15 protein-coding genes are annotated in these 14,303 nt (G+C 40.9%); 5 read left to right on the forward strand and 10 right to left on the reverse strand.

The genetic code is table 11. The annotated features are described in order from the left end of the window. Nucleotides 1-362 precede the first annotated feature (362 nt). The 4 genes from BM375_RS16785 (at nucleotide 363) to BM375_RS16800 (ending at nucleotide 5,042) form a co-directional block, all read left to right on the forward strand. A complete protein-coding gene (locus tag BM375_RS16785) occupies nucleotides 363-740 on the forward strand; it encodes an START-like domain-containing protein (RefSeq protein WP_093367741.1) in 378 nt (125 codons plus the stop codon). 58 nt (nucleotides 741-798) lie between these two features. Continuing rightward, a complete protein-coding gene (locus tag BM375_RS16790) occupies nucleotides 799-2,256 on the forward strand; it encodes an LptF/LptG family permease (protein ID WP_093367743.1) in 1,458 nt (485 codons plus the stop codon). Between the two features lie 71 nt (nucleotides 2,257-2,327). Next, on the forward strand, nucleotides 2,328-3,542 hold the full coding sequence (locus BM375_RS16795) for a bifunctional 3,4-dihydroxy-2-butanone-4-phosphate synthase/GTP cyclohydrolase II (RefSeq protein WP_093367744.1): 1,215 nt from the start codon (nucleotides 2,328-2,330) through the stop codon (nucleotides 3,540-3,542). Nucleotides 3,543-3,611: 69 nt separating this feature from the next. Then, the gene (locus BM375_RS16800; RefSeq protein ID WP_093367745.1) at nucleotides 3,612-5,042 is read left to right on the forward strand and encodes an NAD-dependent succinate-semialdehyde dehydrogenase; all 1,431 of its coding nucleotides are present in this window, start codon (nucleotides 3,612-3,614) and stop codon (nucleotides 5,040-5,042) included. Between the two features lie 14 nt (nucleotides 5,043-5,056). Here BM375_RS16800 and BM375_RS16805 read toward each other — a convergent pair whose 3' ends face one another. From BM375_RS16805 to BM375_RS16830, 6 genes are read right to left on the reverse strand one after another with little or no spacing between them, the layout of a single operon-like run. After that, nucleotides 5,057-5,566 carry a hypothetical protein gene (locus BM375_RS16805; RefSeq protein WP_093367747.1) on the reverse strand — a complete coding sequence of 170 codons (510 nt, stop codon included), beginning with the start codon at nucleotides 5,564-5,566 and terminating at the stop codon, nucleotides 5,057-5,059. Between the two features lie 45 nt (nucleotides 5,567-5,611). Beyond that, nucleotides 5,612-6,229, reverse strand: a complete 618-nt coding sequence (locus BM375_RS16810) for a CopD family protein (RefSeq protein ID WP_317614824.1) — start codon at nucleotides 6,227-6,229, stop codon at nucleotides 5,612-5,614. Between the two features lie 23 nt (nucleotides 6,230-6,252). Next, nucleotides 6,253-7,287, reverse strand: coding sequence for a uroporphyrinogen decarboxylase (gene hemE, locus BM375_RS16815; protein WP_093367748.1), 1,035 nt, complete (start codon nucleotides 7,285-7,287; stop codon nucleotides 6,253-6,255). Then, nucleotides 7,288-7,803, reverse strand: coding sequence for a hypothetical protein (locus BM375_RS16820; RefSeq protein WP_093367749.1), 516 nt, complete (start codon nucleotides 7,801-7,803; stop codon nucleotides 7,288-7,290). 7 nt (nucleotides 7,804-7,810) lie between these two features. Further along, the gene (locus tag BM375_RS16825) at nucleotides 7,811-8,521 is read right to left on the reverse strand and encodes a response regulator transcription factor (RefSeq protein WP_093367750.1); all 711 of its coding nucleotides are present in this window, start codon (nucleotides 8,519-8,521) and stop codon (nucleotides 7,811-7,813) included. Beyond that, on the reverse strand, nucleotides 8,511-9,389 hold the full coding sequence (locus BM375_RS16830) for a sensor histidine kinase (RefSeq protein ID WP_093367752.1): 879 nt from the start codon (nucleotides 9,387-9,389) through the stop codon (nucleotides 8,511-8,513). The genes BM375_RS16825 and BM375_RS16830 overlap by 11 nt, the downstream gene beginning before the upstream one ends. Before the next feature lie 182 nt (nucleotides 9,390-9,571). On the opposite strand from BM375_RS16830, the gene BM375_RS16835 reads away from it, so the two are divergent. Then, on the forward strand, nucleotides 9,572-10,273 hold the full coding sequence (locus BM375_RS16835; protein WP_093367753.1) for a YjjG family noncanonical pyrimidine nucleotidase: 702 nt from the start codon (nucleotides 9,572-9,574) through the stop codon (nucleotides 10,271-10,273). A 1-nt stretch (nucleotide 10,274) separates the two neighbouring features. On the opposite strand, the gene BM375_RS16840 is transcribed toward BM375_RS16835, so the two are convergent. From BM375_RS16840 to BM375_RS16855, 4 genes are all read right to left on the reverse strand, one after another. Beyond that, a complete protein-coding gene (locus BM375_RS16840; protein WP_093367755.1) occupies nucleotides 10,275-10,574 on the reverse strand; it encodes a type II toxin-antitoxin system RelE/ParE family toxin in 300 nt (99 codons plus the stop codon). Further along, nucleotides 10,574-10,822 (reverse strand): type II toxin-antitoxin system ParD family antitoxin, encoded by a 249-nt coding sequence (locus BM375_RS16845; RefSeq protein WP_093367756.1) that lies wholly within the window; start codon nucleotides 10,820-10,822, stop codon nucleotides 10,574-10,576. Before BM375_RS16845 ends, BM375_RS16840 begins: the two co-directional genes overlap by 1 nt. 143 nt (nucleotides 10,823-10,965) lie before the next feature. Then, nucleotides 10,966-11,772 (reverse strand): 3-keto-disaccharide hydrolase, encoded by an 807-nt coding sequence (locus BM375_RS16850; RefSeq protein ID WP_093367780.1) that lies wholly within the window; start codon nucleotides 11,770-11,772, stop codon nucleotides 10,966-10,968. Nucleotides 11,773-11,824: 52 nt separating this feature from the next. Next, nucleotides 11,825-14,278, reverse strand: a complete 2,454-nt coding sequence (locus BM375_RS16855) for a TonB-dependent receptor (RefSeq protein ID WP_093367758.1) — start codon at nucleotides 14,276-14,278, stop codon at nucleotides 11,825-11,827. Nucleotides 14,279-14,303 lie beyond the last annotated feature (25 nt).

The following is a 14,303-nucleotide window of genomic DNA, read 5'->3' on the forward strand; positions in this document are numbered from 1 at the left end:
TCTAACCATCTGAGCTACCCCGCCATATTTTTTATTTCAACCTTTCATTGTTCAACGGATCGAATTGCCGTCCGCCGCGGCGGATAGGAATCCTGTCCCGCCTCTTGACGGATACCCGCCGTTTTTCGTGATGCAAATATAGCAAATAGTCATGAATTGCAAAGGAAAAATAAAATTTCCTCATGCCTTTTTCAGCGACATGCACGGAAATACCTCATTTTTAAATTGATAATTTCTTGACAACTCACTTCAGAATATTTTTTTTAATCCGGTATTTTAAATTCCAAAATAAAATAGTATTATTACGGACAGACAGATGTCACTTATTTTTAATAGGTATGTAATAACCAAGAACAAGCTATATGGAAGAAAAAGTTGAAATCCACTTAGAGTATATCATCAATTCCTCGCCACGCATCCTTTATCCGTTCATTCATGAACCCAATGCTCTTTCGCAGTGGTTTGCGGATGATGTAAACTACCGAGATGGCATCTACGAATTTATTTGGGACGATGAGGTGAACCGTGCCAAGTTGGTTTCCAACAAGGAAAATAAATGCGCCCGCTTCAAATGGTTAGAAGATGAGCCCTATTATTTCGAAATCGAAATTGTACAGGACGAATTAACCAACGACGTCGCTTTATCCATAACCGACTTTGTCAAACCAGACAATTTGGAAGACCGAAAAAAAATATGGAACAACTCAATTGAGTACCTGCAAAGTGTTATAGGAGCATAAAAAATAGTATCTTTGTACTGGCTTTCGCAGAAACTGATTTTTGCAGAGCTTGTAGGGCATGAAAAAGATACACTTATTAATATTACAAGCATTTATCAGACCATTCTTCGTATGCTTTTGCATCGTGATGTTTGTTCTCATAATGCTTTTTTTGTTTAAGTATATCGACGATCTAATCGGCAAGGGATTTGAATGGTACGTTATCCTGGAATTGTTGGGCCATGCTGCCACTACAAATATCCCGATGGCACTTCCGCTCTCGATGCTCCTTTCCTCCATTATGACCTTCGGTAATCTGGGTGAAAGTTATGAACTGGTTGCCATCAAGGCTGCGGGGTATTCCCTTCGCAAAGCAATGACTCCGCTTATCATATTGGTCTGTATGGTCGCAGGAGGCTCCTTCCTATTTTCCGAGTACACTCTTCCTGTGGCAAATCTGAAAATGTGGTCACTCATGTGGGATGTGCGCAACAAAAAAGCGGATTTCCTAATTAAACCCGGTGTATTTAATAAGTCAATTCCCGGCTATTCTATACGCGCAAAAGGAAAAAATGAGGATGGAACAATCCTTTACGACCTCATGATTTATGACCACCGCAATGGAAGTGCTGCTAACAACGTACTGATTGCAAAAGAAGGCTATATCCATAATTCTGCGGACAACAACTATATGATTTTGCGTCTGAAGGACGGTGTTCGCTACGAGGAGTCCCGAGCAAAAAATGCGTCCCGATACGACCCTCGGCAACAGTTTACTCGTTTTCGCTTTGACGAAACGGAACAAAAGTTCGACATGAGTGCCTTCCAGATGACCCGAACGGATGAGAATGCCTTCCGAAACCATTATGCGATGTTGAACCTCCGGCAGCTTAAACATTATGCAGATTCCAACAAGATTCAAATGGATAGCGTACAACGCTATAACTATATGGATATAAAAAACTATATCAACTATTTCTCTTCTTATTATCACCAAGGGGAGAAAAGACCGATAGAAGTCAAAAAATTCAACAATTTTCTCACGGACTTTATAGCGAAAGACAACCAGCGTAACGTTATCACGAATGCTTTGGGGCTGGTACAACAGGTATCCAGCACATTCGACATGAAAGAAACAGAGTTTCAGGCTTATCATGACAAAGATGTACGCTACCGATTGGAATTTCACCGAAAGTTCACACTAGCGGTCTCTTGCTTACTCCTCTTTGCTTTAGGTGCTCCTTTAGGTGCTATTATCCGGAAAGGGGGACTGGGACTGCCCGTGGTTGTCGCAATCATATTCTTCCTTATTTACCATATTATCTCGACCATGGCAGAGAAATCAGCTAAGGACGGGGGGCTGGATCCGGTGCTTGGGATGTGGATGGCTATCATTGTACTATCGCCATTAGCTATCTTTTTAACCTATAAGGCTGCTACAGACTCTGCTCTATTTGATGTTGAGCAATACAAGCTCAAGTTACAACGATTCTGGAAGCTCATCAGCTCCCGATTTACCAAAAAGGCAGTACAATAAAACAAGTTTTTGACAGGGTTATTATATAAAAAAGCGCAAAGAAATCTACCTTTGCATATTAGAATTTTAAAATGGATATTAAACTAAACACCATCAAGGAAGCGATTGAAGATATAAAAGCCGGCAAGGTAATTATTGTTGTGGATGATGAAGATCGTGAGAACGAGGGTGATTTTGTCACAGCGGCACGTAATGCTACACCAGAAGTTATCAACTTCATGGCTACCCATGGTAGAGGCTTGGTCTGTGCTCCCCTATCACAGGAACTTTGCACCAAGTTGAACCTCGGTCCGATGGTCGGTGAAAATACGGCCGTTTATGAAACCAATTTTACCGTATCTGTAGACTTACAAGGCTACGGCTGTACTACCGGAATCTCAGCATCTGATCGCTCCAAAACTATCAAAGCACTTATTGACCCCAATATACGCCCAGAAGAGTTAGGTCGTCCAGGACATATTTTCCCTCTTATTGCAAAAGATGGTGGGGTACTGCGCCGTACAGGACATACCGAGGCTTCTGTTGATCTGGCACGTTTGGCGGGCTTTGAGCCAGCAGGTGTATTGGTCGAAATCCTAAAAGAGGATGGTGAAATGGCTCGCCTTCCGGACTTAATGGAGGTTGCAAAACGCTTCGACCTGAAAATCGTCAGTATAGAAGATCTCATCGAGTACCGATTAAAGCATGACTCACTTATCCAGGAAGAAGAGACGGTGAATATGCCAACACAATGGGGCGATTTCCAACTAAAAGCTTTCACACAAAAAAATACAGGAGAACAGCATTTGGCGCTTTACAAAGGCGAATGGAAAGAAGACGAACCTATTCTGGTGCGCGTGCATAGCTCCTGTATCACAGGCGATATTTTCGGTTCTTGTCGTTGCGACTGTGGCCCGCAACTACACAAAGCTATGCAAATGATACAGGAAGAAGGAAAGGGAATCGTTGTTTATATGAACCAAGAAGGTCGTGGTATTGGTCTTATCAATAAATTACATGCTTATAAATTGCAGGAGCAAGGTGTAGACACAGTCGATGCGAACATACAATTGGGCTTCAAAGCAGACTTGCGGGATTATGGTGTAGGCGCACAGATATTACGTCACATGGGCGTGAGCAAAATGCGCCTTATGTCCAACAATCCGACCAAAAGAGCTGGATTAGTGGGCTACGGTTTGGAAGTCGTAGAAAACGTGCCTATCGAAATCGAGCCAAACCCCTACAATGAGGATTATCTCAAAACCAAAAGGGACAGAATGGGACATAGTATTCTAAAAAATATATAATTGAGAGAGAGAAGAGCGCTGAAATCAGCGCTCTTTTTTATCTTTAAACTTTAACAAGCAGCTTATAGTATGGACAATACATTCTTTATCGAAAAAGCTTATATAAATGGTACTTTTATCAGCCGTGAAAGGACCTTTGACATCATCAACCCGGCCAATTTGGAAAAACTGGGTACCATGCCCGATTTAACTGTTGCAGATTGCAAAGCAGCGATTGCGGCAGCTGATGAAGCTTGGAAAAGCTGGCGTTCAGTACCTGTAGGTGAACGCTGCGCGATTGTCCGTAAAATGTTTGAGCTGATACAGGTTCATCGGGAAACCTTAGCTGAAATCATGACCAAAGAATGTGGCAAACCCTATACTGAATCTCTTGGCGAAGTGGAATATGCCAACTCGTTTATGGAATGGTTTGCGGAAGAAGGGAAACGAGCTTATGGGGAGACCATCCCTTCCCTCAAAGGCAATACACATCTGGCGACCGTAAAACAAGGTGTTGGCGTCGTAGCAGCGATTACTCCTTGGAATTTCCCATTGGCTATGGTTACTAGAAAGGTCGCTCCGGCATTGGTAGCGGGCTGTACTGTCGTGTTAAAACCAGCTTCACAAACACCTTTTTCTGCTGTCGCACTTGCGAAAATCGCCGAATTAGCCGGACTTCCAAAAGGCGTGCTGCATGTAGTGACTTCTAAAGATAGCAAGGGGTTTGGGGAAGAGCTGGCGACCAATCCTTTGGTAAGAAAAATATCATTTACCGGCTCGACGGAAGTTGGCAAAACATTGATGGAACAAGCTGCGTCCACCATAAAGCGTGTATCGATGGAACTCGGCGGAAATGCTCCGTTCATTGTCTTTGCGGATGCAGACATCGATAAGGCTGTGGAAGGTGCCATAGCAGGAAAGTTCCGCAATGCCGGGCAGACCTGTGTTGCTGTCAATCGCTTCTACATACAGGAAGAGGTGTATGAACAATTCACCGAAAAACTCACACAGGCAGTTGCCAAACTACAGGTTGGCGACGGCATGGACGAGGAAACCCAGATTGGCCCACTCATCAACCAAAAAGGATTGGACAAGGTACAGGAGCACATTGTCGATGCTGTAAGTAAAGGAGCAAAAATAACAACCGGAGGCAAGGCGCTTGAAAAACTATTTTTTGCACCTATTGTACTACGGGATGTACCGACAAAGGCACTTATAGCCGAAGAAGAAACTTTCGGCCCTGTGTGTGCTTTGTTTAAATTTAAGACAGAAGAGGAAGCTATAGGCTTGGCGAATCAGACACCATACGGCTTAGCGGCTTACTTCTACTCCGAGAACATCCGCCGTTGTCATCGTGTTTCCGAAAAATTAGAAGCTGGGATGATAGGCATCAATACGGGTATGTTATCGAATGCCTCTGCCCCATTTGGTGGAGTCAAGTTATCGGGAATCGGCCGTGAAGGCTCGCACTACGGTTTAGATGAATATTTGGAAGTTAAATACCTTTGTTTCGGTATTTAACTTCGCAGCATGCGTTACCACAAATGGTAACGCACGCCAAACATGATATAATCAGGAGCGGTTTCTTCCCAATCAATATTATATTTCAATTTATACCCTGTATAGACAGATACATTAACCGCAGGAAAATAATAGCTGATGCCTGCCTGCCCGTTGAGTATAGTGAAGTTTTCACGTTCTGTGGGGATAGATTCTGCATCTCCGCTCCATAACTCGTTATAACGATAGAAATCCTGGCTTATCCCCCCACCCAAAAACACATTGAAGTTGCTCTTGGTCTTATCCAAAAACGAAACAAGATAATCCGCTCCGACAGCGACATAACCACTTTTCCCATATACCTGTGCTTGTACTGCTGACCGCGTCAGAAAGTCATATTTTCCTTGTATACCGAAAGCACCAGGGTAAGGTGATTTCATCTGTACATCTCCATAAAAACCAAATGCCCAATCATGGTCCTGTGCTTTGCCCTGCAGGACAAGTGTCAGCATGAAAAAAAGCACATAACAAATTTTATAATTCATATTTTTCTTTTATTTATTGTACATCAACCGCTTTAAAAAGTTTGACTAATCTATTTTTTCACCTTTGGATTTGCGGTATTTCTTATACAATTTGATCAGCAACATCAGCACAACAGCCAATCCCACAAGACTTAGGACACAGTAAATCCAATCCACAGCAGATCGAAAGATTACGATAAATACAATGGCAAAAAGAATAATGGTCGATGCCTCATTCCACATGCGCAGATGCATGGATGTCCATGTAGATTGCTCATCTCGTAATTTATACATGATCTGTTGACACTTGAAATGGTAGCCTATTAAACACCCAACCAGAAGGAGTTTTACATGCATCCAACCTTGACTTAGGAACGAAGGCGAAAGGTACAGCATTACCGAAGCTGAAAGAATAGTTATCACCATGGCAGGGGTGGTAATTACCCACCACAGCCGACTTTCCATAACCTTAAACTGCTCATGCAACACCTTATAGCTTTCCAAAGGCTTCTGCCTTGCTTCTGTATGGTATATAAAAAGTCGGGGCATATAAAACAACCCCGCCATCCAACAGACCATAAAGATAATATGTATTGCCTTCGCGTATAAGTATAGCATTTTTAGTATTGAAGTATTACGTATTGTGTATTGCGTATCGAGATAAATCAATGTCTCAATACGCATATCTCACTTCTCAATACGGATTATTAATATCTAAACTCTTTAACGACCTCTATCGCGTACTTCACATTGTCAAACGGAATATCCGGCATGATACCATGGCCTAAGTTAAAGATAAAGCCGTTTTCTCCACGCATACGTTCAAACAGCTGATGGATTTTTTCACGAATAACTTTCTTATCAGCATACAACACAAATGGATCTAAATTCCCTTGTACAGCAATACCTTCCGGCAACGCCTGTTTGATGTTTTTAAGATCAGCATTCCAATCCACAGAAATTACATCAGGATTGGCTTCGACCATCATTGGCGCAAATACCGAGGAACCTTTGCAGAACGAAATAACAGGAACTGATCGTTTAATATTGGCTAAGATATACTTGTTATAGTGATGCGAAAAGTCACGATAATCATTCCAGGAAAGTGCCAACGCCCAGCTATCAAACAGCTGCAAAGCATTCACGCCAGCATCGATCTGCATATTAAGATAAGCAACGGTAACATCCGCAATTTTCTGTAAAATCTGATGCGCCAATGCTGGTTCATTATTCAACAATAACTTGGTTTTTTTGAAATCTTTGGATGAACCTCCTTCTATCAAATAACTCAATATCGTAAAAGGTGCACCTGCAAAACCGATTAAGGGAATACTTCCATTGAGTCTTTGTTGTATCACGCGGATAGCATCAGCCACATACTGTAACTTGTCGATACAATCCACATTTAAACGATCGGCATCGGCTTTCGTTTGCACCGGATTACTGAAACGAGGGCCTACTCCTTGTTCAAAAGATAAATCACCTCCCATAGCTTCTGCCGTTACCAGAATATCGGAGAACAAAATAGCCGCATCGATACCCAATAAATCTACTGGCAACATGGTTACATCAGCGGCAATCTCAGGTGTCTTGCACATTTCCAAGAAAGAATATTTATTCTTGATTTCCCAATATTCAGGCATAAAACGCCCTGCTTGACGCATCATCCACACCGGAGGTCGCTCCGTTTGCTGCGATAGCGCAGCTCTAATAAATAGATCGTTCTGTAAAATTGTACTCACTTATGTTTGTTTATGTAGTTCTTTTTCTATTTTTTCAACAATGTTATGCTGTCTCTCCGTCAGCTTCAATTTTCTGGCCAGTTCCAGATATTTTGGCACTCGGTCATAATTCTTTTTGCGTAAACTAATGTTGGCCAGATTAATCAATACAAATCCTTTCTCGGTATCACGTTTCCAAGGCAACCGGGAAGCCAATTGAAAATGATATTCGGCCTCGTCCACACGCTCTTCCTTTAGGGCGATATTCCCCATCATAAATTCATAGTAATTACGACGTCCTTTACGCAACTGATCAGGATTTTTTATTTCAGCAAGTAACGCTTTGGTCTTCTCATAATCTTGTTTATGGAAGGACTGGGTAGCCAAGAAAACCGTACCTTCCCGAAACTGGCTCCAAATCACATACCCGATACCTCCGGCAATGTATACCATAAAGTAATAATGACCAGCATATAGGGCGTAAAGTAAAAACATTACCGCAATGGCGATAACAATCATTCGTGAACGTGTATTCATCCGCTTGTTAGATTGTTGCCGTATCCGTGAATTTATATCCTACTCCACGTATAGAGTGGAAATATACCGGATGCTTTTGGTCTGGTTCAAAATATTTACGGAACGTCAAAATAAAGTTATCAATAGTGCGGGTTGATGGATACACATCGTAGTTCCACACGGTTTCCAAAATCTGCTCCCGCGACACTGCCTCATTTTTCCGTTCGATCAACAGCTTCAACAGCATCGTTTCTTTCTTGGTTAGGGAAGTAATGCTTCCGTCTGGATGGTGCAATTCGTAAGAATTGAAATAGATGGTTTTATCACCAATGGTATAGGAATTGAACTCTTTCAAATCATCTGACTTAAGCCCTCGACGAATTAAGTTCCCAACACGAAGAATCAATTCTTCCAAATTGAAAGGTTTCACCAGATAATCATCTGCGCCTTTTTTCAACCCAGTAATACGGTCTTCACTGCTATTTTTCGCTGTAAGAAACATGATTGGCACTTCCGTATTCTGCAAACGTATTGTTTCTGCTACCTGAAAACCATCGATTTCGGGAATCATAACGTCCAATATTACAAGATTAAAGCGTTCTTCCTTAAAAATCTTCAACGCTTTTTTACCGTCCGTTGCTGTGGTGACGCGATAGCCTTCAAGCTCTAAATTCAATTTGATGGCTTCCAACAAATGCTCTTCGTCTTCTACCAAAAGTATACGCTGTTTAGTTTGCATAGTTTTCAAATGTTACTTCAAAAATGCTCCCCGAAGGAGTGTTATTTTTCACTTTTATAGAGGCATTGTGTTTTTGCAACACCGTTTTCACAATGTATAAGCCCAAACCAGTGCCCTTGGTCTTACGTGTAGACTCATTCCCTACACGATAAAACTTATTAAATATAAACTTTTTTTCTTGATCAGGAATGCCTTCGCCATGGTCTGCTACTGAAAAAAACAGCTTCCCTCCATCCAATCTTTTCAATTGCACCGTCACATTCGCGCATGGTGGCGAATATTTTATAGCATTTTCCACCAGATTGTTCACCACATTGGTAATGGCGAATTTATCGGCGTAAAGAGGGATTCCTTCTTCCAGATCTGTCTTAAGGATTTGCGTACTACAGGCATTCTTCTGCAATCGATCCGCAACATCTCTTACCACCTCTGTAAAATTAAACTCTTCCTTCGGCAAGTTAAAGCTTCGGTCTTCTAATTTCGTCGTCAATAGTACATTCTCCACCAAATCATCCAGACGCTCTATATCTTTTAAAGAATTAGAAAGAAACATCTTTTGTTGCTCTCGTTCCAAATCACGCTTGAGAATAGTCTGTATATATAGTTTGACGGATGCCAACGGTGATTTCAGTTCGTGGGTTACCGACAACATAAAATTGCGTTGTTGTTGTTGCAGCTTATGTTCCCTGTAAAATAACTTTTTCAAACGAATAGCTCCCCAGATAAATATGGATAGGAAAATCAATCCTTCGCCAATAATCATTCCCTTACGATCTGGTTCATAGCTCACCAACAAATACCCCCACCAAACCAGTTGGGTAACCGCATAAATGACCAAGAAATAGAATAAGACCAGCGCGCGTTTCATCATCTCTAATTAATATTGGCAAAAGTAACCATTTGAACCACCGAAAGGAAATAGTACATGGATTTTGACACTAATACGAAGAATGGCTTCATCCCTTATGTCAAAATATGATTTTATTAAAATTGCTTGGGGGGTAAAGGGTAGGTTTTGTATTATCCATTTTAATTTCCCTAATTTTGCGTATGTTTTCAGATAAAAAAGACATCTTCTTTGATTTAGACCATACGATTTGGGATTTCGATAGAAATGCAGAAGAAACCCTTCACGAACTTTATTACAGGTATAAATTCGATAATCTTTTCAACCGTTCCCACTCGGATCTCTTTATACAGACCTATACCGAAAACAACCATCGCCTATGGGATCTTTATCACCACGGAAAAATTGACAAGGCAACGTTGCGTAAAGCTCGTTTTGCGGATACTTTTTCCCAGCTTGGTGTCAATCCGGAATTGTTTCCTACAGCATTTGAAGAGGATTATTTAGCTATCTGTCCAACAAAAACCAATCTTTTCCCTAATGCGCACGAGACATTGCAATATTTACAAGCCAAATACACATTACACCTGATTTCCAACGGGTTTAAAGAAGCTTGTGAAAAGAAATTGACACATTGCAATCTAAGTCCTTACTTCAAAACAATTGTCATTTCAGAAAACATAGGTGTCAATAAACCGCATCCGCAAATCTTCGAATATGCTGTAAAAAACGGGGAGGCAAAAACAGAGCAATCGGTAATGATTGGTGATAATTTAGATGCTGACGTTCGTGGGGCTCAAAATTTCGGTATGGAGGCGATATTTTTTAATGCGGTGAATGCGGAAAAGCCTACAGATGTAAAGCACATGATTCACGACTTAAAGGAACTACAGGGATATTTTTAGATTAATCACCCAACCTGTTTTCTATATCCATCTGTTGGTGCAATATTCTAATAATTTCGATTTCATTTTCTCTATGATTGATTTTGTAGAAAATTAAATGTGATTTTACTTTTGAACGTAAATAGCCTTTTCTCACATGGCTATAGTCTTTTCCTGAATTTGGGTTTTCGGTTAAATATTCTATCTCATCAATTATAAGGTTATAATATCGGTTAGCTTGTCTTTCTGACCAAGTTTCATAAGTATAAAGCCAAATATTCTCAAGATCATTTAGTGCTTCCTTACTAATTTTATACATCATCACTCTTCACCGTATTTTTGATGAAGTGACTTTAGGAAAATATCCCTTTTAAAGTCCGTTACAAAACCAGATTTTTCGCCCTTTTTAAGTTCTTTTATAAGTTCGGCTTTCTTCGTTTCTTCATGTTCAAACAACCTTAAAGCAGCTCTCACAACCTCACTTGCAGAAGAGAATTTCCCTGACTGCACTTGTTCATTTATAAAATTATTGAAATAATCACCTAATAATATGGACGTATTTTTAGCCATAACGTTAACCTTTCCTTTATCCAAAGATACCAAGAATTGGCATCTTATACAAATAGGCAACAATCCTTCTAATTCAAAAAAAAATGTCCGGACAGATACCAAATCTCCCCGGACATTTCTCTTAGCCTAATAGCTACTGAATACTACAGTTCTTTCACTGTAATATTACGATACCACACATCATCGCCGTGGTCCTGGAAGCCGATAACCCCGGCATCTTTACCCACTTGTTTCAACATATGGAAGGCCAAAGGCCATTTTTCAGCACTGAACTTACTAGATTGTAACAATGCTTCCCATTCCGGTGTAAGGATAGTATATTCCACGACTTTCACACCGTTTTGGTAATGTTCTACTTTTCCGTCTTTCACGACAATTTTCGAACTGTTCCACTCTCCTGCCGGTTTAGCATTCTGTGGCTTGGCAGGAATCATATCGTACAAAGAAGCGGACTTACGATTGCCATCTACACCCATTTTCGCATCCGGGTGGTTGTCATTATCCAAGATTTGATATTCCGGACTGGAAATGTAGATAGGCTGTTTTTTTATCTCTTTTGCTAAGAAGAATACGCCTGAATTACCTGCGTGTGAGATTTTCCATTCGAAAGCCAGTTCGAAGTTTTTAAAATCGTGCGCAAAGATAATATCTCCGCCTTCTGCTTTTTCATCGCCATTTGGTTTTCTGGAGAATTTCAGTGTTCCATCCTCAATAGACCATTTAGCTGGCACATGTGATTTGTTATAGCCACGCCAACCATTCAATGAACTTCCATCAAAAATCACGTAAGCTCCATCAGCGTTCTTTTTGAAACCGGAGATATCTACACGTGATAAATCATTCAGTTCATATTGCGGCACACCTACCGGAGTGCTCTGTTCTTGGGCGATACAAGCTGTTGCTGATAACAACATAGCAAGCCCTAAGGTGTAAAAAAAGTTTTTTTTCATATAAAACTCAAGTTTAGTTGCTTTTTTAAAGATAGAAAAAAATAAATGACTTTTAAAAGTTTTCACCCATTTCATCCATACCGCCACCGTTATCATTTTGTTCCCGTTTCTTATTTAGATCCTGAATACCGAAGCGATAAGAGAATGAGAGCGTAAACATCCGTTTCATCCACCGATGTTCAAAATTTGAATGGATCTGCGGCGTATAGGTATCTGCGCCAAAACGTCGGGTATCGAACAAATCGCGCACATTTAACGCTACACTGGCCCGTTTACCCATAAAATCTTGTTTCAACGCCACATCCACTCCTGTCATGTGTTTGCTCTTACCCTGTGCCATAATTCGTGGTGCAAAATAATGTGCCCGCACCTGCATGGCAAGATTGCGCGTAAATTTAACGTTGGTATTAATGTTTGTGTTCCAGTTGAAGCCCTCTTGCTTGGCTATATTAAAAGCTTCGTTTCCTTCAAATTTGTTGTAGAAAAAGTTACCGTTCCACGTAGCATCCCACCAATTGGTAATATTCACTTTGGAAATTAATTCCAATCCTGCAACATTGGAGCTTGTTAGGTTTTCCCACCGGCTATACGTTATACTTTGCTCATCTACATGGTAGATATAAGGCTGCATAACATCATTCATTCGGCGGTAATAAGCCGAAGTAATAAAGTTCCATTTATCATAGAACTTGGCAAAGCCCAATTCTAGTGAGTGGATATCCTCAGGCATCAGATTGGGATTACCTTGTCGACGGTTCATCTCGTCTGAAACATCTGGAAACGGATTCACCTGCCAACCGCGAGGACGCTGTACTCTACGCGTATAGCTCAACTGCACTTTGTCACCACTTCCTCCAACATCGTAAGTCAAGAACACACTTGGGTATAAACGGAAATAATCCAGATTTCCTTTTGTTTCGATTTGGTCAACTGGCAGATTTGGATCTTTTGCAAAATAAATTGTATTGAGATCCGCCTGTTCCGCACGAAGCCCCACCTGATAACCCAATTTGTCAAATAACTTGTTCTGGTAATTGGCATATAGGGCGTGTACACTACTGGTCATATCAAAATCATTACTGATCGTGTAATCAGGAAAATATTGACCTTGATCGTTATCTAAAAGTTCAGAAAACTGGGTATCAAATGATTTACGGATAATGGAGCGATAACCTGTCTCAAATTTACTATCCTCACTGAATGGAAGCACGTAGTCCAACTGTATATTCATCACCGAACCATCTTCACTAGTCTGGTTAATTCGCCCACTCGCAGGTAAGCCCATTGAGTATGTCTGGTCAAAGCTATTGACTCCATCTTCAGTATCTTTTCCGTAACTAAAATTCGCTGTTAGTTCAGAACCTTCTCTATTAAATCTACGCGTCAAATCAAGATTCAAGTCATAACCCAAATCGTCCTCATTCTGTCTAGACAAACGGGTACTTGTACCCGAAAGTTGAGGATGGTTGAGATAAGTATAAAAAAGGTCTCCCCTACGGTCGTTATCACGTAAACTTAAGTTTCCCGAGACACCAATAGTCGTCTTATCATTCAGATAATAGTCCACTCCCAGTTTCATGGTATTGTTTATACCCAATCTTGATGTTTCCTCGGTATTGTTGATTTGACTTTGATCCGCCAAGTAGAGATTGTTACGTGCCCCAGACCCAACATTGTTTCTATGGGCAAAGTTGTAATTTCCGAAATAGTTGAACTTTCCATCCCTATAGTTCAGATTCACGCCAGCCATATAATTATCATAAGAGCCTACAGAAGCATTAACCGTTCCGTTCAAACCTGTTCTTACATTCTTTTTCAGAATGATGTTAATAATACCAGATTGCCCTTCCGCATCATATTTTGAGGAAGGGTTGGTGATAATTTCAACCTTATCAATGGCATTAGCGGGCAAAGATTGCAAAAGGGAATTAATATCGCTCCCGGCCATAGCAGACTCTTTGCCATCAATCAAAATACGCACAGAATTAGATCCCCGCAAGGATACAGAACCATCCATATCGACTTCCAAGGTAGGAACATTCGCTAATAAATCAGAGGCAGAGCCACCCACACTCACCAGACTTTGAGACACATCAAATATCTTACGGTCTATACCCAGGCGCATTTCAGGAGCTTGTGCCTGCACAACCACTTCCTGTATAAATTCACCATCGTCAGCCATGAAAATCTTGCCTACGTTAAGTGTTTCCGAAGCTTTTACTTGTAAGTTTTGTTCAAAAGCATTCACTTTACCTACATACGTAATACGTAGGGCATATTCCCCTACCGGAACCTGCTCGAATACTAAATTACCTGTATCGTCACTTTGAGCACCTTGGACTTGGCTCATATTAGTCTGATTCAACAAAGCTGCACTCGCGCCACTGATGGGGGCATTTGTCTCAGCACTCAAAACCGACACCTGGATTTTGCCGTGCTGTGCGATAAGGAAAAAAGGTGTGAAAAGATAAAAGAAAAATAATTTAAAATTTTTGTTCAGTAGCATTATTGAAATCGTTCGTTTCCACAAA

It is taken from the genome of Sphingobacterium wenxiniae (assembly GCF_900116225.1).
Classification (GTDB): Bacteria; Bacteroidota; Bacteroidia; order Sphingobacteriales; family Sphingobacteriaceae; genus Sphingobacterium; species Sphingobacterium wenxiniae.

Bases quoted from the DNA above. Each gene is read 5' to 3' on its own strand.
- BM375_RS16825 (WP_093367750.1), bottom strand. From the start codon at position 8,521: ATGCAAACTAAACAGCGTATACTTTTGGTAGAAGACGAAGAGCATTTG.
- BM375_RS16800 (WP_093367745.1), top strand. From the start codon at position 3,612: ATGGACAATACATTCTTTATCGAAAAAGCTTATATAAATGGTACTTTT.
- BM375_RS16810 (WP_317614824.1), bottom strand. From the start codon at position 6,229: ATGCGTATTGAGACATTGATTTATCTCGATACGCAATACACAATACGT.
- BM375_RS16805 (WP_093367747.1), bottom strand. From the start codon at position 5,566: ATGAATTATAAAATTTGTTATGTGCTTTTTTTCATGCTGACACTTGTC.
- BM375_RS16835 (WP_093367753.1), top strand. From the start codon at position 9,572: ATGTTTTCAGATAAAAAAGACATCTTCTTTGATTTAGACCATACGATT.
- BM375_RS16845 (WP_093367756.1), bottom strand. From the start codon at position 10,822: ATGGCTAAAAATACGTCCATATTATTAGGTGATTATTTCAATAATTTT.
- BM375_RS16785 (WP_093367741.1), top strand. From the start codon at position 363: ATGGAAGAAAAAGTTGAAATCCACTTAGAGTATATCATCAATTCCTCG.
- BM375_RS16850 (WP_093367780.1), bottom strand. From the start codon at position 11,772: ATGAAAAAAAACTTTTTTTACACCTTAGGGCTTGCTATGTTGTTATCA.
- BM375_RS16790 (WP_093367743.1), top strand. From the start codon at position 799: ATGAAAAAGATACACTTATTAATATTACAAGCATTTATCAGACCATTC.
- BM375_RS16795 (WP_093367744.1), top strand. From the start codon at position 2,328: ATGGATATTAAACTAAACACCATCAAGGAAGCGATTGAAGATATAAAA.
- BM375_RS16840 (WP_093367755.1), bottom strand. From the start codon at position 10,574: ATGATGTATAAAATTAGTAAGGAAGCACTAAATGATCTTGAGAATATT.
- BM375_RS16820 (WP_093367749.1), bottom strand. From the start codon at position 7,803: ATGAATACACGTTCACGAATGATTGTTATCGCCATTGCGGTAATGTTT.
- BM375_RS16830 (WP_093367752.1), bottom strand. From the start codon at position 9,389: ATGAAACGCGCGCTGGTCTTATTCTATTTCTTGGTCATTTATGCGGTT.
- BM375_RS16855 (WP_093367758.1), bottom strand. From the start codon at position 14,278: ATGCTACTGAACAAAAATTTTAAATTATTTTTCTTTTATCTTTTCACA.